The sequence below is a fragment of the Spirosoma profusum genome (assembly GCF_014699005.1).
Taxonomy (GTDB): Bacteria; Bacteroidota; Bacteroidia; order Cytophagales; family Spirosomataceae; genus Spirosoma; species Spirosoma profusum.
Map to the genome: position 1 here is coordinate 1 of NZ_JACWZY010000024.1, position 20,463 is coordinate 20,463.

The 20,463-nt window shown below is 48.1% G+C and carries 18 protein-coding genes; 17 read left to right on the forward strand and 1 reads right to left on the reverse strand.

All coding sequences use genetic code 11. The features are described from left to right. Nucleotides 1–215: 215 nt before the first annotated feature. From IC229_RS23745 to IC229_RS23825, 17 genes are all read left to right on the forward strand, one after another. Nucleotides 216–383, forward strand: a complete 168-nt coding sequence (locus IC229_RS23745) for a hypothetical protein (protein ID WP_190889526.1) — start codon at nt 216–218, stop codon at nt 381–383. A 115-nt stretch (nt 384–498) separates the two neighbouring features. Beyond that, nucleotides 499–1,542 carry a UDP-N-acetylglucosamine 4,6-dehydratase (inverting) gene (pseB, locus tag IC229_RS23750; RefSeq protein ID WP_190889528.1) on the forward strand — a complete coding sequence of 348 codons (1,044 nt, stop codon included), beginning with the start codon at nt 499–501 and terminating at the stop codon, nt 1,540–1,542. An 82-nt stretch (nt 1,543–1,624) separates the two neighbouring features. After that, a complete protein-coding gene (gene pseC, locus IC229_RS23755; RefSeq protein ID WP_190889536.1) occupies nt 1,625–2,833 on the forward strand; it encodes a UDP-4-amino-4,6-dideoxy-N-acetyl-beta-L-altrosamine transaminase in 1,209 nt (402 codons plus the stop codon). A 4-nt stretch (nt 2,834–2,837) separates the two neighbouring features. After that, a complete protein-coding gene (locus IC229_RS23760; protein ID WP_190889538.1) occupies nt 2,838–4,430 on the forward strand; it encodes a hypothetical protein in 1,593 nt (530 codons plus the stop codon). 4 nt (nt 4,431–4,434) lie between these two features. Further along, nucleotides 4,435–5,100: a TylF/MycF/NovP-related O-methyltransferase gene (locus IC229_RS23765; RefSeq protein ID WP_190889539.1), complete on the forward strand. Its 666-nt coding sequence runs from the start codon at nt 4,435–4,437 to the stop codon at nt 5,098–5,100. Between the two features lie 15 nt (nt 5,101–5,115). Beyond that, nucleotides 5,116–5,808 (forward strand): pseudaminic acid cytidylyltransferase, encoded by a 693-nt coding sequence (pseF, locus tag IC229_RS23770; protein ID WP_190889541.1) that lies wholly within the window; start codon nt 5,116–5,118, stop codon nt 5,806–5,808. 21 nt (nt 5,809–5,829) lie between these two features. Next, nucleotides 5,830–6,861 carry a UDP-2,4-diacetamido-2,4,6-trideoxy-beta-L-altropyranose hydrolase gene (gene pseG, locus IC229_RS23775; protein ID WP_190889549.1) on the forward strand — a complete coding sequence of 344 codons (1,032 nt, stop codon included), beginning with the start codon at nt 5,830–5,832 and terminating at the stop codon, nt 6,859–6,861. Between the two features lie 28 nt (nt 6,862–6,889). After that, entirely contained in the window at nt 6,890–7,366 is a 477-nt protein-coding gene (locus tag IC229_RS23780; protein ID WP_190889551.1) for a GNAT family N-acetyltransferase, read from the forward strand. Nucleotides 7,367–7,411: 45 nt separating this feature from the next. Next, nucleotides 7,412–8,479, forward strand: a complete 1,068-nt coding sequence (gene pseI / locus IC229_RS23785) for a pseudaminic acid synthase (protein WP_190889553.1) — start codon at nt 7,412–7,414, stop codon at nt 8,477–8,479. An 89-nt stretch (nt 8,480–8,568) separates the two neighbouring features. Continuing rightward, nucleotides 8,569–10,065, forward strand: a complete 1,497-nt coding sequence (locus tag IC229_RS23790; protein WP_190889555.1) for a lipopolysaccharide biosynthesis protein — start codon at nt 8,569–8,571, stop codon at nt 10,063–10,065. Nucleotides 10,066–10,175: 110 nt separating this feature from the next. Then, nucleotides 10,176–10,982 carry an FkbM family methyltransferase gene (locus tag IC229_RS23795; protein WP_190889557.1) on the forward strand — a complete coding sequence of 269 codons (807 nt, stop codon included), beginning with the start codon at nt 10,176–10,178 and terminating at the stop codon, nt 10,980–10,982. 105 nt (nt 10,983–11,087) lie between these two features. Further along, complete coding sequence (locus IC229_RS23800; RefSeq protein WP_190889559.1) at nt 11,088–12,050, forward strand: hypothetical protein; 963 nt, start codon at nt 11,088–11,090, stop codon at nt 12,048–12,050. After that, nucleotides 12,047–13,351 carry a glycosyltransferase family 4 protein gene (locus IC229_RS23805; protein WP_190889561.1) on the forward strand — a complete coding sequence of 435 codons (1,305 nt, stop codon included), beginning with the start codon at nt 12,047–12,049 and terminating at the stop codon, nt 13,349–13,351. Before IC229_RS23800 ends, IC229_RS23805 begins: the two co-directional genes overlap by 4 nt. A gap of 94 nt (nt 13,352–13,445) precedes the next feature. Continuing rightward, nucleotides 13,446–14,189 (forward strand): glycosyltransferase family 2 protein, encoded by a 744-nt coding sequence (locus IC229_RS23810; protein WP_190889750.1) that lies wholly within the window; start codon nt 13,446–13,448, stop codon nt 14,187–14,189. A gap of 239 nt (nt 14,190–14,428) precedes the next feature. Next, complete coding sequence (gene pfkA / locus IC229_RS23815) at nt 14,429–15,403, forward strand: 6-phosphofructokinase (RefSeq protein WP_190889563.1); 975 nt, start codon at nt 14,429–14,431, stop codon at nt 15,401–15,403. 184 nt (nt 15,404–15,587) lie between these two features. Then, nucleotides 15,588–15,875: a hypothetical protein gene (locus IC229_RS23820; RefSeq protein WP_190889565.1), complete on the forward strand. Its 288-nt coding sequence runs from the start codon at nt 15,588–15,590 to the stop codon at nt 15,873–15,875. A gap of 79 nt (nt 15,876–15,954) precedes the next feature. Continuing rightward, nucleotides 15,955–17,403 carry a phytoene desaturase family protein gene (locus tag IC229_RS23825; RefSeq protein WP_190889567.1) on the forward strand — a complete coding sequence of 483 codons (1,449 nt, stop codon included), beginning with the start codon at nt 15,955–15,957 and terminating at the stop codon, nt 17,401–17,403. A 68-nt stretch (nt 17,404–17,471) separates the two neighbouring features. Here the strand turns inward: IC229_RS23825 and IC229_RS23830 are convergent, their stop codons facing one another. Further along, nucleotides 17,472–20,276, reverse strand: coding sequence for a two-component regulator propeller domain-containing protein (locus tag IC229_RS23830; protein WP_190889569.1), 2,805 nt, complete (start codon nt 20,274–20,276; stop codon nt 17,472–17,474). Nucleotides 20,277–20,463 lie beyond the last annotated feature (187 nt).

A 20,463-nucleotide genomic window follows, 5' to 3' on the forward strand; every position in this document is an offset into this window, starting at 1 on the left:
ATATACGGTAGAACAATAATTTTCTGTCCGTCTTTGGTCTGCGACTGCACACGCCATTCGATTTCCTGCGTAGTGATCGGAGCGGTTAAGATGTTTAATTCCATTAGTAGATGCGTTAAGATTGCCCTGTAAATATACGAGGTTTTTATATTTTTACAATGTTTTGAAAAATGTTTTGATTAAAAATATTAAAAATGTTTTTATAGCTTTGAGTCATGGAACAGGAAACTAAGCGCAGAGGTCGGCACAAAAAGCCCGATGCCTCTAAAAAGAAAGCTCACCAGGTATACGCTACCGATAGTGAATGGCAACAGATCGTTAGTCGGGCTGGCGAGGCTGGCAAAGAAATAAGTCCTTACATTATTGAAAAAGCCCTCACCTAGTTGCGTCAGGAATAACCTTACCTTTGCTGAATAATTAACGGACTGTCGTTCGGGTTTCGCCAATCGCTTACATAACGATTACAGTAGCCTAAATTAAAAACAAGGCTAATCTACTATGAATCAATCAGTTATTACCTCAAATCTTGACCTTACAAATAAATCTCTTCTGATTACGGGTGGCACCGGCTCATTCGGCAAGAAGTTTGTCGAAATGGTGTACCAACGTTACCCGGATGTTAAACGTGTCGTTATTTACTCGCGCGACGAGCTCAAGCAGTTCGAAATGTCGCAGTATTACCCACAGTCGAAATACAAATCCATCCGTTTTTTTATTGGTGATGTGCGCGACGGTGAACGGCTCAAGCGGGCCTGCGAAGGCATCGACATCATTATTCATGCTGCCGCGCTGAAACAGGTTCCAGCCGCCGAGTACAATCCGATGGAGTGCATCAAAACCAACGTATTCGGAGCAGAGAACGTAATTAATGCCGCATTAGACAACGGCGTTCAGCGCGTAGTAGCTCTCTCGACCGACAAAGCAGCCGCGCCCATCAACCTCTACGGAGCGACTAAACTTTGCTCCGATAAACTATTTGTTGCCGCCAACAATATGAAAGGCCGACGCGATTTGCGCTTTTCGGTGGTACGTTACGGCAACGTAATTGGGTCGCGGGGATCGGTTGTTCCGTTTTTTCTGGACAAACGGAAAGATGGCGTTTTGCCAATAACCCATCCCGACATGACGCGGTTTAATATTTCACTGGAAGATGGTGTCGAGATGGTACTGTATGCGCTCGAACACGCCTGGGGCGGTGAGATTTTCGTTCCGAAGATTCCGTCGTACCGCATCACCGAAATGGCCGAAGCCATTGCTCCCAACGCCGAGCAACGTATCGTGGGCATTCGGCCGGGCGAGAAACTGCACGAGGAAATGATTACCGAAACCGACTCGCTGAACACCATCGAAACGGATAAGTACTACGTCATCACGCCCGCAGCTCCGCTTTGGTGGACAATGGAAGAATATGCACAGGCTTTTAACGGAAAGATGGTGGAGATGGGTTTCAAGTACAATTCTGGCACCAATACCGACTGGCTCAACGTAGCACAACTGCGCGATCAGATTCGGGAGCATGTTGACGCTGATTTTAGTGTATAATCGGGGCCGCCCGTGCGGTTGAATGTAAAATGAATAATGACTTGCACCTCATTCTACATTATTCATTAACCATTATTCATTTATGAACTCAATTCCCTACGGACGCCAGCACATTACCGACGATGATATTGCCGCCGTGAATGCTGTGCTACGTTCCTCGCACCTGACGCAGGGCCCGAAAATTGGCGAACTCGAAGAGGCATTTGCCCGCTACGTTGGTGCTACGTATGCCGTTGCTGTTGCCAATGGTACGGCAGCCTTGCACTTGTGCTGTATGGCGCTGAATGTCGGGCCTGGAACGCGGGTCATTACGACGCCTATTACGTTTTCGGCTTCGGCCAATTGCGTGCGCTATTGCGGTGGTGAAGTTCATTTTGCTGACATAGACCCTGACAACGTACTACTTGATCCCAAAGCAGTACGTTCGCTACTTGAAAGTCATCCGAAAGGTTATTTTTCAGGGATAATTCCGGTCGATTTTGCGGGATATCCGGTCGATATGGCTGCTTTTCGGGAATTGGCGGATGAGTTTGGGCTTTGGATTATTGAAGATAGTTGCCATGCGCCGGGTGCTACGTTCGTTGATAAAAATGGAGTGACGCATCGTTGTGGCGACGGGTCGCTGGCGGAACTTGCCATCTTTAGTTTCCATCCTGTCAAACACATCGCGGCTGGCGAAGGAGGCATGATTACAACCAACGATAAAGAGCTTTATCATCACCTGCTTCGGCTTCGAACCCACGGTATCACAAACAAACCTGAAGAACTGACTCAGCCTTACCCCGACGAACCCGAACGCGGAGGCTGGTACATGGAACTTCAGGAATTAGGTTATAACTACCGCCTGACTGATATACAAGCTGCCCTTGCACTGAGCCAAATGAACCGCGTCGACGCCATGCTCGACCGTCGACGCGAGTTGGCTGCCCGCTACGATGCGGCTTTTAGTGAAGCCGCTACCAGTGGACTTCCGATACAAATTATAGTTCCCCCGGCTGGCATCGGGCACGCTTACCACCTGTATGTGATTCAAACGCCAGACCGCAAAGGTTTGTACGATTCGTTACGGACGAAAAACATCTTTGCGCAGGTGCACTATATTCCGGTTCACCTGATGCCTTATTACCGGCAGTTCGGCTGGAAACCCGGCGATTTTCCGCATGCTGAGCATTATTATGCGCAGGGTTTGAGCCTGCCGCTGTTTCCAACATTGACAGACGACGAGCAGAATTATGTAATAAATCAGGTTTTGGGATTTCTACACGTTAAATCATTTATAAACCCGAACTGAACCGATGCGCACGTACCAGAGTCATCTTCAGGCCACCCAAAGTGCGGGCGAGACGTTAGTGGCAAATCGAAAGCCAGTGCTACGTTCGTCGGCGATTTTTCCGGTGCTGCATACCAATGTGTATTCCAGTAAAGTCATCTTTATGGGGTATTGGCTGCTGAAACGTAACATTCGCGAAGTTGGTCTGCTCTATACGCTACGTAATCAGGCTGGTACGTTGCTTTCGCGAAAATACGTCCTGATTGACTCTGCCAAAGCCTGGTCGGTGCAAATGAGCGAATACGCTGATTTACTACGTAAAAATGATGAGGCCGAAAACTTTACAGGTTCGCTCGAACTGGAGATTTTCTCGACGCAAGATTTAGTATTCCCATATCCGGCCTTTGTGCTGGTTTATTATAATGCTACGTCCAGCAGTGTGGTGCATACGGTTGGACGCGTCTACAACGACATTGAAGACCTGCAACAAAACACTGAATACCAAGTAAGTGAATCCGGTTTTGATATTTATGGCCGGGATGAATTAGCCCCATTTCTCAGTTTTACGAACGGACCACTACCTTCTGAGCAGCCAACCGTTACTTACGAAATCGTTGATACCCAGCATCGCACTACATCTGGTACGTTCACTTTACCTGATCTTAAGCCCTACGAAACTGTTTTTTTATACCTAAAAGAATATATCGACCTAAAATCGCTGCTTGGTGACGAGCCGGGTATGATTCGGTTTGGGCATAATTTTTCGGGATTTTTCCCTCGTTTTCTGGTGGGAAATCTGGACCAGAAGGCACGTAGCGTGAGCCTTACGCACTCCTATTACGACAGTTCGAGCGTGGCCGATAGCAAAGCGTACTGGCCCCGACAGGACGACCGTTTTTGGGATTCGTCGATGTCCATTCCCTTGTATTTGACCGATGGCTTTTTCACCAAATTGGTCGTTTATCCTGTTTTCTCGCCCTCCGATTTTTCGCTGTCATTCCGATTTTTCGACGCAGATGGAAAGCTTTTGGGGGTAGTGTCTGACGCAGAACATTTCCATTCAGGTAGTAATCAGTACGTTCAGATTGATTTGGGCGATCTGGCAAATCAGGCGAACGTATCATTCGAACGGGCCAAAACGGCACAGATAGTTGGCCATTGGCCGGATGAAACGCGCATTCCAACCCGGCTCAAATTCGGCCTGAACGTAGGACAAAACGGGCGTCTGTCGGGTTTGCCGAGTAACGTTTGTTTTTCGCCCCAAGTGGGCAATCCGAAAATTCTGGACAAACCCGGTACGTTCAAATGGGCACCGTTTGTGAATGTAGGAAACTCAGAAATCGCTCTGACCAACTCGGCTCCCTTACGCGACTACGACCGGCGGGCCAACGTAACGCTGTCGTTTTATCGCGAAGCCGACGAAACGGTGTTGGAACGTAGCTGCGTCGTGCCGCCAAACGGTCTATACACCATTCGATTGTATGACGACAATGAACTTCGACAATTTTTCGGAGACACCAGTGGCTGGATGACCGCCCGCGCCGACAACCCGTTTCTAAACGGCTATTACTTTGATTTCCACCCAGAAGGCGCTGTAGCCGCCGATCATTTATTTTAAATTCATGATTCAACTGCCCGATTTCTCCCGCTCATTCGAGTACGAAAATAATTATTACTGGTCTTCGGACGTCAACCGAATGGCGAAAGTGATGGCCCATTACGAACTGTATAAACAGACAATCGACGTACCAGGTGCCATCGTGGAGTGTGGTGTGTTTAAGGGCGCATCGTTGATTCGACTCGCTACGTTCCGGCAGTTACTGAATAATCCGGCTGCCAAGAAAATCATCGGATTTGACGCCTTTGGCCCATTCCCTGAAACTGAATTTGCGGATGACAAAGCCTGGCGCGAAAAATTCATCAGCGATTCGGGCGACGAAGGCATTGATACTGAGCAACTCATGACTGTGCTTCATCATAAAGGCATTGGCCAGAACGTTGATCTGGTTCAGGGCGATGTTTGTCAGACCATTCCGTCCTATCTGGAAAAGCATCCCGAACTACGTATCAGCCTGCTCAACATCGACGTCGATGTATACGAACCGACGAAGGCCGTTCTCGAACATCTTTACGACCGGGTTTTGCCAGGGGGCGTGATTATGCTGGACGACTACGCCAACGTATTTCCCGGTGCGAATGCGGCTGTTGAAGAGTTTTTCAAAGATAAATCGGTTGAAATCAAGCGTTTTCCTTATGCCGTAACGCCCTGTTATCTTGTCAAAAAATAATCCAAACCATCCGGCATGAGTAACGTAGCGATCATTACGGCGCGGGGCGGCAGCAAACGGATTCCGCGCAAAAATATTCGCCCTTTTCTCGGAAGGCCCATCATCGCTTACGTCATTGAAACCGCTCTTGCGTCTCATCTTTTCGACGAAGTCATGGTATCGACCGACGACGAGGAAATTGCGGACGTAGCACGCCAGTACGGTGCCTCGGTTCCGTTTTTGCGAGCGGCCGTAACCTCTGATGATTTCGCTACGACTGGTGACGTATTGAATGAAGTACTAAGTGACTATAAACAGACAGGTAAAGTGTTCGATTTTGCCTGCTGCCTCTATCCTACTTCCCCTTTCATAACGTCGGACCTTCTGCAACGAGCTTTTACGTTACTTACTGAAAAGCAGTTTGATACGGTATATCCTGTGCAGCATTTTGGATTTCCAATTCAACGGGCAGTGATGCTAAAGGATGGGCAAGTAGAATGGTTTCAGCCTGAACACGCCCTGACACGCTCGCAGGATTTGGAACCGGCTTACCACGATGCCGGTCAGTTTTATTTCTTCAACGTAGCAGCGTTCCAACGAAAGCAGCTACTCATTACAGATAATTCCGGAGGTATTGTCATTTACGAAATGGCGGCACATGATATTGATAATGAGACCGATTGGCAAGTTGCGGAACTCAAATACAAAATAAACAACGAATCTCGCTAGTTTTCGAAAGCCCATGTCCTCATGAAGAAACTCACTTTTCGTGCTGATGGGAATGCGCAGATTGGAATGGGGCACGTTATGCGGTGCCTGGCGCTGGCCGATATGCTGAAAAGTGAGTTTTCGATGCAGTTTGCAATCACGGAGCCTGACCATTCCGTTCGTTCATTGGTCGAGCAAGCCGGCCTGAGCGTTGTTACGTTACCTAATTCAGAAAATCAATCCTTTTTTTTGAGCCAGATTCATCCGGAAGATATAGTCGTTGTGGATGGCTATTCGTTCGATGAAACCGCTCAGCGTTCTATTCGGGGGCGAGCTAAAAAATTAGTCTTTATCGATGATTTGATCACAGGTCATCAAGTGGCCGACGTAGTAATTAATCACGCCGGTGGCGTTACGTCGCAGGATTATGATGCTGAAGCGTACACACAGTTTTGTCTAGGGCCTTACTACGCATTGCTACGTCCCGAATTTCTACGTAGCGAAGGCTTTGGTACGTTCCCCGATGATGGTCACATTTTTGTTAGTTTGGGCGGTGCCGATTCACAGAACGTATCGCTCACAGTTTTAAAAGCTATTCAACAGGTCAACGCCGGCTTGCCCGTTCATCTGGTTTTGGGGCCATTTCACCCAAATCGCCCAGCTATTGAAGCCTTTCAAAGTCAGTTAACGAACCTTACAATTCTGCAAAATCTTACGGCGAGTCAAATGGTCAACGAGATACAGGGGTGCCGACTGGCTATTACGTCTTGCAGTACCATTAGTTATGAGGTTTGTGCGGTAAATCGACCTCTAATCGGCATTGTTACTGCCGAAAACCAAGACCGGCTAGCAGGGTTTCTAGCCGAAGAAAAACTGGCGCTATCAGTCAATTTCCCGACTCTGCTAACACGACTCACACCTGTGCTGGCTCTCGACCAGATGCTGAAATTAGCCATTCAATCGTTTACGTTCTCACCCGAAATGATCGCCCAAACAGTAACCAATCAGGGTCGTTTTTTTGATGGTCGTTCACCAGAGCGATTTCGGAAATTATTTCAAGAATTAAGTGCTTAATTAGTCGGGCAAAATCACGAGCCCTGTCATGTTTACCTACCGAACCGCTCAACCTGCCGACTCCCGTCTTTACTTCGCCTGGGCAAACGACCCCGATACGCGAAAATGGTCGTTCAATTCAACGCCAATTTCGCTGGAGACACACACGGCCTGGTTCACCCGTAAACTCACCGACCCAAACACGCTGTTGTTTCTCTTTTTCGATGAAGCGAAACAGCCTGTTGGTCAGGTACGTTTCGAGCGTAAGTCAGTAGCGGATATGCCCGACGAAATTATTATCAGTACGTCTGTCGATGCTCGCCAGCGGGGGAAAGGTTATGCCACACAACTCATTTCACAGGGTTGCGCTATTTGCCGGAAACAGTGGGGTGTCGTTACCATTCACGCTTACATTAAGCCTGAAAATCAGGCGTCGATACGTGCCTTTGAACGGGCAGGTTTCAAATTGTCGGGCGAAAGCAGTAAATTTGAGGATTCTGCTTTGCTTTACCTTAAAACCTTTTAGCCGGGCCGCCATAGCGGTATTTGAACCGCAAAAGGTTTGTTGAATATGACACATTCTCAACCGATTCAGGTTGCCCAGTTTACCATAAGTCCGTCGCATCGGCCGTTTGTGATTGCCGAAATGTCGGGAAACCATAACCAGTCGCTGGAGCGGGCGCTGGAAATTGTAGATGCCGTTGCCGATGCCGGTGCGCACGCGCTCAAACTCCAGACCTACACCCCTGATACCATTACGTTCAATGGAGCGTCGGAGGAGTTTTACATTCGGGATGCCAAGTCGCTTTGGGCCGATAAGAATCTTTATAAGCTGTATCAGGACGCTTATACGCCCTGGGAATGGCACAAACCGATTTTTGACCACGCCCAGAAGCGGGGCATGATTGCCTTCAGCTCGCCCTTCGATACGTCCGCCGTCGATTTTCTGGAGTCGCTGAACGTACCATTATACAAGATTGCCTCCTTCGAAAATACCGACCACATTCTGCTTAAAAAGGTAGCGCAAACGGGCAAACCGGTCATCATGAGCACGGGTGTAGCCTCTGTAGCCGACCTTGACGAGTCAGTAAAAGTGCTACGTGCCAACGGCTGCAAAGACCTCGTTTTGCTCAAATGTACCAGTACGTATCCGGCCACGCCCGAAAGTACCAATCTGCTCACGATTCCACACATGCGGCAATTATTCGACGTACCGGTGGGTCTTTCCGATCATACGATGGGTATTGGTGCAGCCGTAGCAGCGGTGGCACTCGGCGCAGTCGTACTCGAAAAACACGTAACGTTACGTCGGGCTGACGGTGGTGTCGATTCGGCTTTTTCGCTGGAACCCGATGAGCTGAAAAACCTTGTCATCGAAACCGAACGGGCGCATCTAGCCATGGGGCAGGTTAATTATACCCTAACCCCCAAAGAAGAAAAAAGCCTGCAATTCAAGCGGTCTCTCTACGTAGTGCGCGATATGAAAGCGGGTGATACGTTCACACCCGATACGGTACGTAGCATTCGTCCGGCCAATGGCCTGCACACCCGCTATTACGACAACATCCTCGGCAAAACCGCAACACAAGACATCCCCGCCGGCACTGCGCTGGACTGGAATCTAATTGCGAATGAGTGAATGAGTGAATGAGTGAATAGGGCTGGCGCAAGAATTTCTGCCGAACTGTATTCACTCATTCACTCATTCACTCATTCGCTCATTGAAAAATGGGTATCATAAAACGGCAAACCATTCAGAGTTCGATTTACGCCTACGCGGGTGTAGCCGTTGGTTTTTTTACGCAGGGAATTTTCTTTCCAAATTTGCTTAGTGAAGCGCAGGTGGGGCTGCTTACGCTCTTGATTTCGCTGTCACAAGTACTGTCGCAGGCGTCGAATCTAGGGCTGAACGGCGCGGGTGGACGTTATTTTCCGTACTTCCGCAATGCAGATCGACAACATAATGGGTATCTGCTCATTACATCGCTCATTACATTGCTGGGCTTTGGTATATGCGTGCTGGCACTTTGGCTGGCACGTCCGTGGGTTGTCGATTTTTACCAGAAAGAGTCGTCACTATTTGTCGAATACTATTACCTGCTTATTCCGCTGACGCTCTTTACCGTGTATTTCACTGTCTTTGACAATTACGCCCGATTACTCTATGATCCCGTCACCGGTACGTTATTGCAGCAATTTGTGCAGCGCGTATTAGTTCTAATTGCTGGTGGGCTATACTGGCTGGGCTGGGTTACGTTCCCGCAATTTCTGGGCTTTTGGCTGTTCGCGTTTTTTATGCCGCTTATTCTGATTATTATCAGCGTAGCACGCGACGAAGCTTTGTTTTTCAATCGAACGTTTGTCTCAATCAATGCGAATTTGCGCCGGAATCTGATACGTTACGCCGGGCTGACGCTTACTTCGGCCCTATCGACCCAAATCGTATGGACGATTGACAAGGTGATGATAAACAGTAAACAAGGCCTGGGCGATACGGGAATTTATGGTACGGCGTCCTATTTTGCTGCGGTTATCGCCATTCCAGCGACGGCGCTGTACAAAGTGTCGGGTACGCTCATTGCTGAATCCTGGAAGAGTAACGATTTGAAAAACATCGCTACTATTTATCGCAAAAGTTGCCTGAATCAGCTAATTGCGGGTTGTCTGGTGTTTGTCGGCGTAGCAGCTAATTTGCCCAACGTGTTTCGGTTTCTGCCCGAAAGTTATGCTGCCGGATACTACGTTATCCTCTGGCTCGGGCTGGGCAAGTTGATTGATATGGCTACGGGTGTGAATGGCATAATCCTGTATACCTCGCGGTTTTATGCGTATGATTCGCTTTTTTTTGTGATTCTTATTTTCATTACAATTGCCGCCAATCAGTACTTAATTCCTCTATATGGCATCAACGGGGCCGCTATTGGTGCTGCGTTCGCTACGTTCCTCTACAATCTGGTTCGTACTTTGTTTGTGGGGTTTGCCTTTAAGTTGCAGCCGTTTACCTGGCGGAACGTAGTGGTTATCGCGTTGGCGCTTGGTGTCTGGTGGGTGGCCGTCCAGTTTTCCTACCCGGAAGCTGATTCCCCAAAATGGCGTACGCTTGTCGATATGGGCTGGCGTTCCATGTTGATTACTGGGTTATTTGGTGGTTTAGTTGTCGTTTTGAGATTATCATCGGATATTAATGAGACGGTGGCGGGGTTACGAAAACGTTTTAAAAAATAATTGGGACACAGAGATGCACTAAGACACACGGAGACACACAGCGGTTTTCTATAATTTTCTCTGTGTATCTCCGTGTGTCTTAGTGCATCTCTGTGTCCTAGCAAAACATCATGTGGTTCTTTAAATTTTTATTCACCGAAACCGCCCGGCTGCTACGTTCAGTAGAAGGCCGTCGATTGCTGTGGATGGCATTACGTTACGGCGATCAGCCACGAAATCAGGCGCTCGACGTAACGTTTGGAGCGTATCGGTTTCGGGTGCCGGATGCACTTTCGTTTATCTGGCAGTATCGGGAGATTTTTGTCGATGAGTTCTACCAATTTCCGACGACCAATCCGAATCCGGTGATTTTCGATTGTGGTACTAACATTGGCACCAGTATTGCTTATTTCCGGCAAACGTATCCAAGTGCACGTATCATCGCGTTTGAAGCCGATGAGCAAATCAGCACCATCCTGCAGAACAACCTGAAGCAGAACCAGATTACGGGCGTAGATATTATTACAAAGGCGGTTTGGACTAATGAAGAAGGCATCTGGTTTGGCAGCGATCAGGCTGATTCTGCGTCGATTTACTCGCAAACCGACCGAAAACTGGTTCCTTCGATACGTCTGCGCGATTATCTGCTTCGTGAAACACGCATCGACATGCTCAAAATGGACGTCGAAGGAGCTGAAACCGACGTATTAACCGACTGTCAGGATGCGTTGTCTCATGTCCAGAATATGTTCGTCGAGTTTCACGCTTACCTCGACCATCCGCAAACGCTGGCTGACGTAGTGACTATTCTGGAGAAAAGTGGTTTCCGGTACTACGTCAACACCAGCCAATATCGACACGCACCGTTGGTAAACCGTCGCTACAAAGGCAACGACAGTATGGACCTGCAATTGAATATCTTTGCGTACAGAAAATAGTCGATAGTCATAAGTCGTCAGTCAATAGTGTTATTAACACCACCATACAACTGACTAGTTATTGATGACTGTCGACCGCTCCGGCGGCCCGGTAACGACTCTTTTATGATCGACAAAATTCTTTCCCGTCCTGAGTTTCAACAAGAGCCGCCCGTGTTGGTGGATATTGGGGCGTCGGGACAGTTACATAATCGCTGGAAAACGTTTGCCAAATATTCAGTCTGTATCGCCTTCGACGCCGACGACCGCGATTTTGGCTACGTTGAAAGTGAGTCAGGGCATTTTCGGAAATTGTATACGTTTAACCATATAGTTACCTCGACCGACACGCCAAATGATACGTCCGATTTTTACCTGACCGCTTCTCCCCACTGCTCCAGCCTGCTACGTCCGCGACCTGATTTAATTGAGGAATACGCCTTCGCGCCCAAATTTGAGCCGACAAAAGTTGTTCAACTGAAAACGCGTAGCCTTCGATCGACGCTCGACAGCCTGAATATTGCTCAGGTCGACTGGTTCAAAACCGACTCGCAGGGCACCGACCTCCGTTTGTTCCGCAACCTCGGCGATAATCGTATGAAAAACGTATTGACTGCCGAATTTGAGCCCGGTATTACGTCGATTTATGAGGGCGAAGATAAGTTGTATACAGTGTTGCAAGTCATGGAAGAGACGGGCAGCCACTGGCTGGCTGAATTGCTGCCAAAGGGGTCGCCACGTATTACACCAGCGTTGCTGGATAGTTTTACGGCGAATCCACTGTTGAAAAAATTTGTGCTCTTTTCGCTCAAAAACAGTGCTGTTTGGGGTGAGATGACGTATCTGAATCGCTTTTCGGGCGAATCGACGCTGACATTACGTAACGTATTGCTGGGTTGGGTGTTTGCCACTACGTTGAAGCAACACGGTTTTGCGCTGATACTGACACAAAAGGCAAAAAGCTGTTTCTCAGACCCGATTTTTGCCGAAATGGAAGCTTATTCACGTCGGCGCATCTGGGGACGTGTATTCGGGCTGGGCTTCTGGCCTGAAGTGGTCAAGAAATTCGATAAACTTCTGGGGCGGTGAGAGTTACGCACCTTAGCACGTATCACTTGTTTGGCGGGGCGGCTGTGGCCGCAAACCGGCTTCATCGGGCTTTGCAGAAACAAATCTGGAAAACTCCGTCAGTTGAAAGTACGATGCTGGTTGGTACGCCCAATCGACTGGAAACGCATCGTCCGGAACCGGGTGTTACGTATTTGGCTAACAACTTTCTGGCTGAACAAACTGCTTTTGGGCGTTTCGTAGCCGAACGGCTGTATTTTTTGCCCCACGAACGGGATAATTCCGTTCGTTTTCAGTTTTCGCCAGCACAGTTTGGAGCCAATTTGAGTTTTCATCCGGCTATTCAACAGGCCGACGTATTGCACCTGCACTGGATTAATTTCGGCTTTTTATCCATCAGTACGCTACGTTCACTGTTCGACTTAGGGAAACCCATTGTCTGGACGCTGCACGATCAATGGGCGTTCACAGGTGGCTGCCACTACGCACGCGGCTGCGACCATTTTCTGACGCATTGTCGCCAATGTCCCTACCTGAAAAATCCAGCTGACCAAGATTTATCGTACCGCGTTTTCGAGAAGAAGTTACGTCTCTTTAACAGTGCCAACGTACATTTTACGCCACCAAGTCAGTGGTTAGCGAATGAAGGGCAACGTAGCGCGTTGTTACGTAGTTTTCCATTTACAGTCATTCCGTACGCAATTGACCAGAGCATTTTTCGCCCCATCGAACGTAGCGAAGCCAACGCCCGCTTCGATTTGCCGTCGGTTAATCAACCACGTATTTTATTTGGGAGTGCCAACGTAACGGATACTCGTAAAGGCTTCCGCTATTTTGCCGAAGCCATTACGTTATTGCATCAACAGCAACCGAATCTGAAGCCAGAAATTCTGGTGTTTGGCAAAGGGCGGTCGTATTTGTTCAATGAATTACCTTACCCAATCCGACATCTTGGCGTTTTAACGTCAGAAAATGATATTGTGGCTGCTTACAATGCCGCCGACGTAATGGTAGTACCATCACTGGAAGACAACTTGCCTAATACGGTAATTGAGTCGTTGGCCTGTGGTACGCCTGTCGTTGGTTTCCGGACGGGCGGTATTCCTGAAATGATTGACCACGAGCAAAACGGTTATCTGGCCGACATGCACAACGCTCAGCAGTTAGCCGACGGAATGGCATTTGCACTCACTCACGATAACCCTCAAAATCTACGAAATAACGCACGTCAATCCGCCGAAAACCGCTTTTCTGAAGACGTAGTAGCCCGTCAACATATTGAGTTGTACCAACAAATAATGAGCGAAAGAGTGAATGAGTGAAATCGGCCCGCCGAAGCGGAACGAAGCCATCCGGATGGCTTTCAACATCCGTTACGGCACTCTTTCACTCTTTCACTCTTTCGCTCTTTGCAACATGCCAACCGTCTCTATCATTACCATTACGTACAACGCTGAGCAGTTTCTGGAGCGCACGATTCAGAGCCTTGTCGCTCAGCAGGCAATTGATTATGAATACATTATTGTGGATGGAGCGTCGAAAGATGGTACGTTGGATATTGTTGGAAACTATGAGCAATACGTTACCCGCTGGGTTTCGGAGCCGGACAAAGGACTGTATGACGCCATGAATAAAGGCTTAGCCCTGGCAACTGGTAAATACGTCTGGTTTATGAATGCGGGCGATGAATTGCACGATACCCAAACGCTTCCAAATCTGTTGGCCCGGATAAAAGCCACCCAGGCCGATGTCTATTACAGCGATGCGTTATATGTACGTAACGATGGCACAACTGTTGGGCTACGTAGCAAAGTCACTCCGCATACGTTGCCACAGCAATTGACCTGGCGCGATATGGCGCTCGGCATGAAAGTCTGCCATCAGGCCTTTGTGGCTAAACGCGCTATTGCACCCGATTATCCAACCAACAATCTGAGCGCTGATCTCGACTGGGAAATTCGGTGCCTGAAAGCAGCCAAAACGATTGAGTATCTGCCGTTTGTTTTATGCAAATACCTCGTCGGTGGATTATCTGTGCAACAGCATCGCCGGTCGCTTACCGACCGTTTTAAGGTATTGGTAACTCATTTTGGATTAATGACTACCCTCTGGAACCACTGGCGAATTATTCAACGAGCGAATCGATTCAGCAGAAAATAATTTTGTTCAGCTATTAACTGTGCCGAAATAGTCGTTAATGGCATTTATTCCAGTAGCACATTTTAAAAGACAATGTTGGCAAAACATCATATTGTGCAATTTTTAAATTTTGTATGAAATAGAAGGGATAATTGCAAAACGGATACCTTTAGATTGGGAAATGCGGATAAATTTGCGGGGTTTAATATGACTACCTACTGACCTTTTTGTGATATTTCTTTAAAAAATTGAATTGACCTATGAAACGAATAGCTGTTTTTACCTCGGGTGGCGACGCGCCGGGTATGAACGCCTGTATCCGAGCGGTTGTTCGGGGGGCTGTCTACCACGGTATCGAAATATTCGGCATCCGCCGGGGGTACAGCGGAATGATAAATGGTGATATCTTTCAGATGACCTCGCACTCGGTGAGTAACATCGTCCAGCGTGGGGGGACCATTCTGAAATCGGCCCGCAGTAAAGAATTCATGACGCCCGAAGGCCGCGCTAAAGCCCACGAACAACTCAAAAAGTTTGATATTGAAGGACTTGTAGCTATTGGCGGTAACGGTACGTTCACCGGTGCTACGCTTTTCTACGATGAATACGGCATCCCGACGGTTGGTGCACCGGGTACCATCGACAATGACCTGTATGGCACGGATTACACGATTGGCTTCGATACAGCCGTAAATACCGCTCTGGAGGCCATCGACAAAATTCGTGATACGGCCGACTCGCATGACCGTATCTTTTTCATTGAGGTAATGGGACGCGACTCGGGCTATATTGCCATTCAGTCGGGTATAGCCGGGGGCGCTGAAATGGTGATGGTTCCTGAAGTATTGACACCTATTTCAGAGGTTGTCGAAGCCTTAAGATCGGGCTGGAGCCGACAGAAATCATCGTCTATTGTGGTGATTGCCGAAGGCGAAGAAGCTGGTAATGCGGTGGTTATCTCAGAAAAAATACGCCAGCAGATTGATACAGATATCGATATGCGGGTCACTACGTTGGGGCACATTCAACGGGGCGGCATTCCAACCGCCTACGACCGGATTCTGGCAAGCCGGTTAGGTCTGGGGGCACTGGAAGGACTCATGAACGGCGAGAAGAACGTAATGGCGGGTATCGTCAATAACGAACTCATTTACACGCCTTTCCGTGATACTATTCGCCTACCCAAACCGATTAACGAGGACTTACTGAGAATGGTGAAGATTTTGAGCGTTTAGCAGATGCATGATTGTAAGTTTAAAATGAGTTAGCCCGCTGATGCGGGCTAACTCATTTTAGGGCAAGTTTGGAAAACTAAATTTAACTACCCACCTTTATCCATGAATTTACAAGACTACTAACTATAACTGTTCGTGTGTTCCTCCTGATAGCGTTGTTATCTGCTTAAATCTGTTTCCCAGCATGGCTTCATCAAAACCATCGCCTGTCACCAATTCACCGGAAAACCTAACCCACGTAACGTATCAAATCGCGGGTTTCGACCGGCTTAATTTCGTCAGTGATATTACCCAGGCTGTACCTCAATCTGATAATTACCTCATACGAGCCATTTGTTTCGAGGCTGATGGCGTGCAGGCTAACGGTTTGTTAACCGTACAAATGCAGGGCGATACGTCTTTTGCCGACAAGCTGATTCAGCGGTTGCAATTGGTACGGGGATTAGTGAGCGTACGAACACTGGTTCAGTAATCTAACTTATTTGTTTAGTTTCTTGGTTTTCCTGGCTCGCGTCGGCTAGTTTGCGTAGAGTTGCCGGAATACGTGTTTCATGAATAACAAACAAACGTATGATGCCGTTGTAGTAGGGTCTGGCCCTAACGGACTCAGTGCGGCTATTACGTTGCAACTAGCTGGACTTTCAGTATTATTGCTGGAAGCTAAAGATACCATTGGTGGGGGCCTCCGTTCGGCTCAGCTTACTCAGCCCGGTTTTGTGCATGACGTTTGTTCGGCCATCCATCCGCTGGCCGTGGGCTCACCATTTTTTCAGAAGTTGCCGCTGGCTGAACATGGTCTGGAGTTTATCAATCCCCCAATTTTAGCGGCTCACCCGTTCGATGACGGAACGGCTGCTGCACTCAGGCAATCGCTCCCGGATACGGCCAGTTCGCTCGGAACAGATGCGCTGACGTATTATAGCCTTCTTGAGCCATTAGTACGTAGCTGGCCAACGCTGGCCCCTGATGTGCTGGGACCACTACGTTTCCCCAAACACCCCATCGATTTGGCCCGGTTTGGTTTGGATGCTCTGCTTCCGGCCACGCAATTACTGAAACGATTTACGACTAAAGAAGCCCGTGGACTTCTGGGTGGTATGACGGCTCACTCCATTCAGCCACTCACGAACCTTACTACGTCGGCCATTGGGCTGGTTCTGACTGCTGCCGGTCATCTATACAGCTGGCCCATTCCGAAAGGTGGCTCGCAGGCAATTGCCAATGCGCTGGCATCTTATTTCACTACGTTAGGTGGCGTCATTGAAACAGGAAGATTGGTTCAGTCAATGCAGGATATTCCAAAGGCGCGGGCAGTGTTGTTCGACGTAACGCCTAAGCAACTTATACGTATTGCGGGCGACCGCCTGTCTGCTACGTATCAGAAGCGTTTGGAAACGTATCGATATGGCATGGGTGTATTTAAAGTCGATTGGGCGCTTAGCGAACCTATTCCGTTTACAGCTCCCGAATGTCGGGAGGCTGGTACGGTGCATATTGGTGGTACGTTCGAAGAAATTACGGCGGCTGAACAGGCAACTTCGGATGGTCAACACCCCGACAAACCATTTATTTTATTAGCACAACAAAGCCTTTTCGACACAACCCGCGCCCCCGAAGGTAAGCATACGGCCTGGGCGTATTGCCACGTTCCCAACGGCTCCACCGTCGACCGAACCGACGCGATTGAACAGCAGATTGAACGGTTTGCGCCCGGATTCCGCGATTGTATTCTGGACCGTCATACGATGAATTCAGTACAAATGGAAGCTTATAACCCGAACTACATTGGTGGCGATATCAACGGAGGTATCAGCGATATCGGTCAGTTGTATTCGCGCCCAATCGTTAGTTTTTCGCCTTATAAAACCTCAGCGCCGGATATTTTCATCTGCTCATCATCTACCCCACCGGGTGGTGGCGTGCATGGCATGTGTGGGTATCATGCCGCTCGAGTAGCGCTACATAGCGTTTTCGGTTTGCACGTTCCTGTTACGATTTAAAGAGCGAAAGAATGAAAGAGCGAACCTACCGAACGGCAAATCGTGCCGGATAGCTTTCGCTCTTTGAATCAGTACTTTATCATCAACTCGCTCAGGTTTGTATCTGCATCCAGATTGAGTTTTTTGCGGAGTCGATATCGCTTCAGTTCTACGCTACGGTGGGTGATGTTCAGCAGCTGCGCAATTTCTTTAGTCGACAGGTTCATGCGGAGGTAAGCCGCCAGCTTTAAATCGCCCTGCCCCAAATCGGGGTATTGTTCGAAAAGCCGTTTCAGAAACTGCTCGTGTACTTTATTGAAGTTCGTCTCAAAGATTTTCCAGTCTTGCTCGCTTGATATATTGTTGTCAATCAGCGTATTTATTCTGCCAAAATCATCGCTGGGCAATCGACCGCTCACCTTCGCTTTTGTCTTGTTCAATTCTTCCTTGAGTTGCAGCAGTAATTCGTTTTTCTGAATCAGTGCCATTGTCGAATTGGCTAACTCTTCCGACTTCTGAATCAAGCCCTGCTCCAGTTGTTCTTTTTGCAGGAGAATAATTTCGCGCTGACTTTTTTCTTCCTGCCGACGCAATTTCGTTTCCATCCGCTTCTTCAAACGGCTTTGCTGACTAGCCACCCGACGCAGATGCAGTACATACATCAATCCGCAAAATCCAGCCAACAGCATCAGATACAGAAGTTTACTCCAGGTTGTCCAGTACCAGGGCGAACGTATTTCGAACGAAAGCACACTTTCGGTAGGGCTCAGGTTCGATTTTAAGTGGAATACGTAGTGGCCGGGTGGCAGACTATTAAATTCTTTCTGATGGCCAGTCGTGTAGGACGACCAACCTCTTGTACTGTTTTCAAGCCAGTAACTATACTTGACAGGCTGAGTATAGTAAGGTGTCGAGAACGTAATGAGCAGATTCGATTGGTCGTGGGCAAACGACATCTGAGTAATTAACTGTGTACCCCAGAACATATTACGTTCCTCTTGCTCATCTACGGTTGTGACCATACGAATAACGGGTGCCGGTACTGAACGTAGCGGTCGATGCAATTCGTTTCGGGGTACTAAAGCAAATCCATTCTCACGGCAAAATGCTACGTAGTCAGCATCCAGCTCCGCTATTTTTTCGTAATCCTCGACCCATTGATTGATTTGCACAGGCACATCCGCCGAAACCCGACCATTTGTTTTTGTCCATCCGACCGTACCATCCTGCCGAAGTAGAAATAGACTGGAGTCGGACATGGGGAAGATTTTTCGAATATTATTTTCTGCCCACGGGAACGTACTGGAAGCAGATATGAAACGGTCATTGGGGCTGTCGTAGAGTTGCAAACCTTCCGTCGACGTAACGATAATCCGGTTCTGCACACGGCAAAGATTAAGCGCAGAACCGTGTATCTTATCGTTGCCATAATCTTTGGTCGTTACGGCTCGGGACAAGTCATCGGATAGCCGAATCCGCTGCAAACCCAGATTGGATGCTTTATTGACCCATATAATTCCGGAACTGTCTTCGTTTAACTGACGTACTGGTCCCGAAAAGTCAGCAATTTTATTCAGAAATGCCCATTTTCCCCGCTGGTCTTTCTGATAGAGGCAAAGGCTCGTGTACGTTCCCTGAATAAGCTTATCGGGGTGTTGTTTCATGCGATCTAACACCCATCCCCCTGTTACGTTGGAAAGGAGTTGCGCCTGTGTTCCTTCAATTCGATACGTTCCTTTATTATGACCACAAAGCAATTGATTATCAACCACAGCCAGATCCCAGACTTGCCCCTGCGTTCCCTGAATGAGCGAAAATGGCGTATTAGAGCGCTCCAGAGGCTTTTGGTATAAACCCTGATTTGTTCCCAGATAAAGCGTATTCCCATGTCGGGCAATATCGTAAGGTGTCCCTAAACTACCGTCTATGTCGGAGAAGTAACGTACCGGCGAGCTTAAGTTGATCATGTCGATACCTTTATCCAGCCCTACCCACAAATTGCCATCAATATCAGTACGTAGCGATAAAACCGTATTGTTTTGCAGGCCGGTTTTCTGGTTGATGTGATGCCGTATCTGGCCAGCCGCATTGGTGATGAAAACCCCATTCAGCAACGTACCGAACGCATACAGACCTGGCTTGATTAATACACCCCTATTAAGCTGATCATGCTGTAACAAGGTATTAAGTTGCTGATTGAATGGTTTGAACTCATTACCATCGTAAGAATAAACGGCTCGATCGGTCCCGATGAGCATCTTTTTATCGTCCAGCGGGAGTATTGTCGTGACGGTTTCCCGTCCCAGAAACCCGCTCCCCTTTATTAGCTTATATTCATTACCCCGCAACTCGTATAGCCCCCTGCCCATTACTTCAAGCAAGAGCCGATTATGTACCGGGTGAATAAAGAGAATAGTGGCTGGTGGTGGTAAAAAGTGCATCTGGCCAAGCTCGTACCGATACACGAATGCGAAAGACTGGAACAAAACTCCCTGTTTCGTAATCAGAATATTCCAGATTTCTTCCTGCAAAAACTGCTTTTCCCGAATCAGTGGCACCAGCGAGTGATACGTTAAAGCACCATTCGGGCCGGGAAACCAGTACCCAAATTCGCCCAGTGCGCCTGTAAAGATCCGTCCCTCCGGGTCGATGGCTACCGATCGGACACGTTGTTTTCGAGGCAGTTCGTACACTTTCCAGTTACTGCCATCAAATTCAAGTAATCCTTTCGAATTGGCAAAGTAGATAAACCGGGTTCGTGGATGTTGTGCGGCTCCCCAGTTCTGATTATATGCCCCGTAGCTCTGGCGAGTGTACTGGATTAATTCAGGCTGGCAAAAACTATAGTTTGATTGCGCTGATCCTGGTACCTGAGCGGTAATGAATAGTAACAAAACAAAGCTGAGTAGCCGCCCGGAAGTGCACAATTTACTACTCTTACTATTCTTCATAAAATAGGGCCGAAAGAACGGCATGATGTAATAAAATCATCAAAAACAGGCTAAAAAAGCCGGTATGATGTGGTAATGATGTACCCCTAAATTCACCACGAATGTACTTACTACGTACTTTTGTACAAAA

Coding starts and splice junctions, on each gene's coding strand:
- pseG (WP_190889549.1), top strand. CDS start 5,830: ATGAAGAAACTCACTTTTCGTGCTGATGGGAATGCGCAGATTGGAATG.
- pseF (WP_190889541.1), top strand. CDS start 5,116: ATGAGTAACGTAGCGATCATTACGGCGCGGGGCGGCAGCAAACGGATT.
- IC229_RS23745 (WP_190889526.1), top strand. CDS start 216: ATGGAACAGGAAACTAAGCGCAGAGGTCGGCACAAAAAGCCCGATGCC.
- pseI (WP_190889553.1), top strand. CDS start 7,412: ATGACACATTCTCAACCGATTCAGGTTGCCCAGTTTACCATAAGTCCG.
- pfkA (WP_190889563.1), top strand. CDS start 14,429: ATGAAACGAATAGCTGTTTTTACCTCGGGTGGCGACGCGCCGGGTATG.
- IC229_RS23790 (WP_190889555.1), top strand. CDS start 8,569: ATGGGTATCATAAAACGGCAAACCATTCAGAGTTCGATTTACGCCTAC.
- pseC (WP_190889536.1), top strand. CDS start 1,625: ATGAACTCAATTCCCTACGGACGCCAGCACATTACCGACGATGATATT.
- IC229_RS23800 (WP_190889559.1), top strand. CDS start 11,088: ATGATCGACAAAATTCTTTCCCGTCCTGAGTTTCAACAAGAGCCGCCC.
- pseB (WP_190889528.1), top strand. CDS start 499: ATGAATCAATCAGTTATTACCTCAAATCTTGACCTTACAAATAAATCT.
- IC229_RS23820 (WP_190889565.1), top strand. CDS start 15,588: ATGGCTTCATCAAAACCATCGCCTGTCACCAATTCACCGGAAAACCTA.
- IC229_RS23795 (WP_190889557.1), top strand. CDS start 10,176: ATGTGGTTCTTTAAATTTTTATTCACCGAAACCGCCCGGCTGCTACGT.
- IC229_RS23810 (WP_190889750.1), top strand. CDS start 13,446: ATGCCAACCGTCTCTATCATTACCATTACGTACAACGCTGAGCAGTTT.
- IC229_RS23825 (WP_190889567.1), top strand. CDS start 15,955: ATGAATAACAAACAAACGTATGATGCCGTTGTAGTAGGGTCTGGCCCT.
- IC229_RS23780 (WP_190889551.1), top strand. CDS start 6,890: ATGTTTACCTACCGAACCGCTCAACCTGCCGACTCCCGTCTTTACTTC.
- IC229_RS23765 (WP_190889539.1), top strand. CDS start 4,435: ATGATTCAACTGCCCGATTTCTCCCGCTCATTCGAGTACGAAAATAAT.
- IC229_RS23760 (WP_190889538.1), top strand. CDS start 2,838: ATGCGCACGTACCAGAGTCATCTTCAGGCCACCCAAAGTGCGGGCGAG.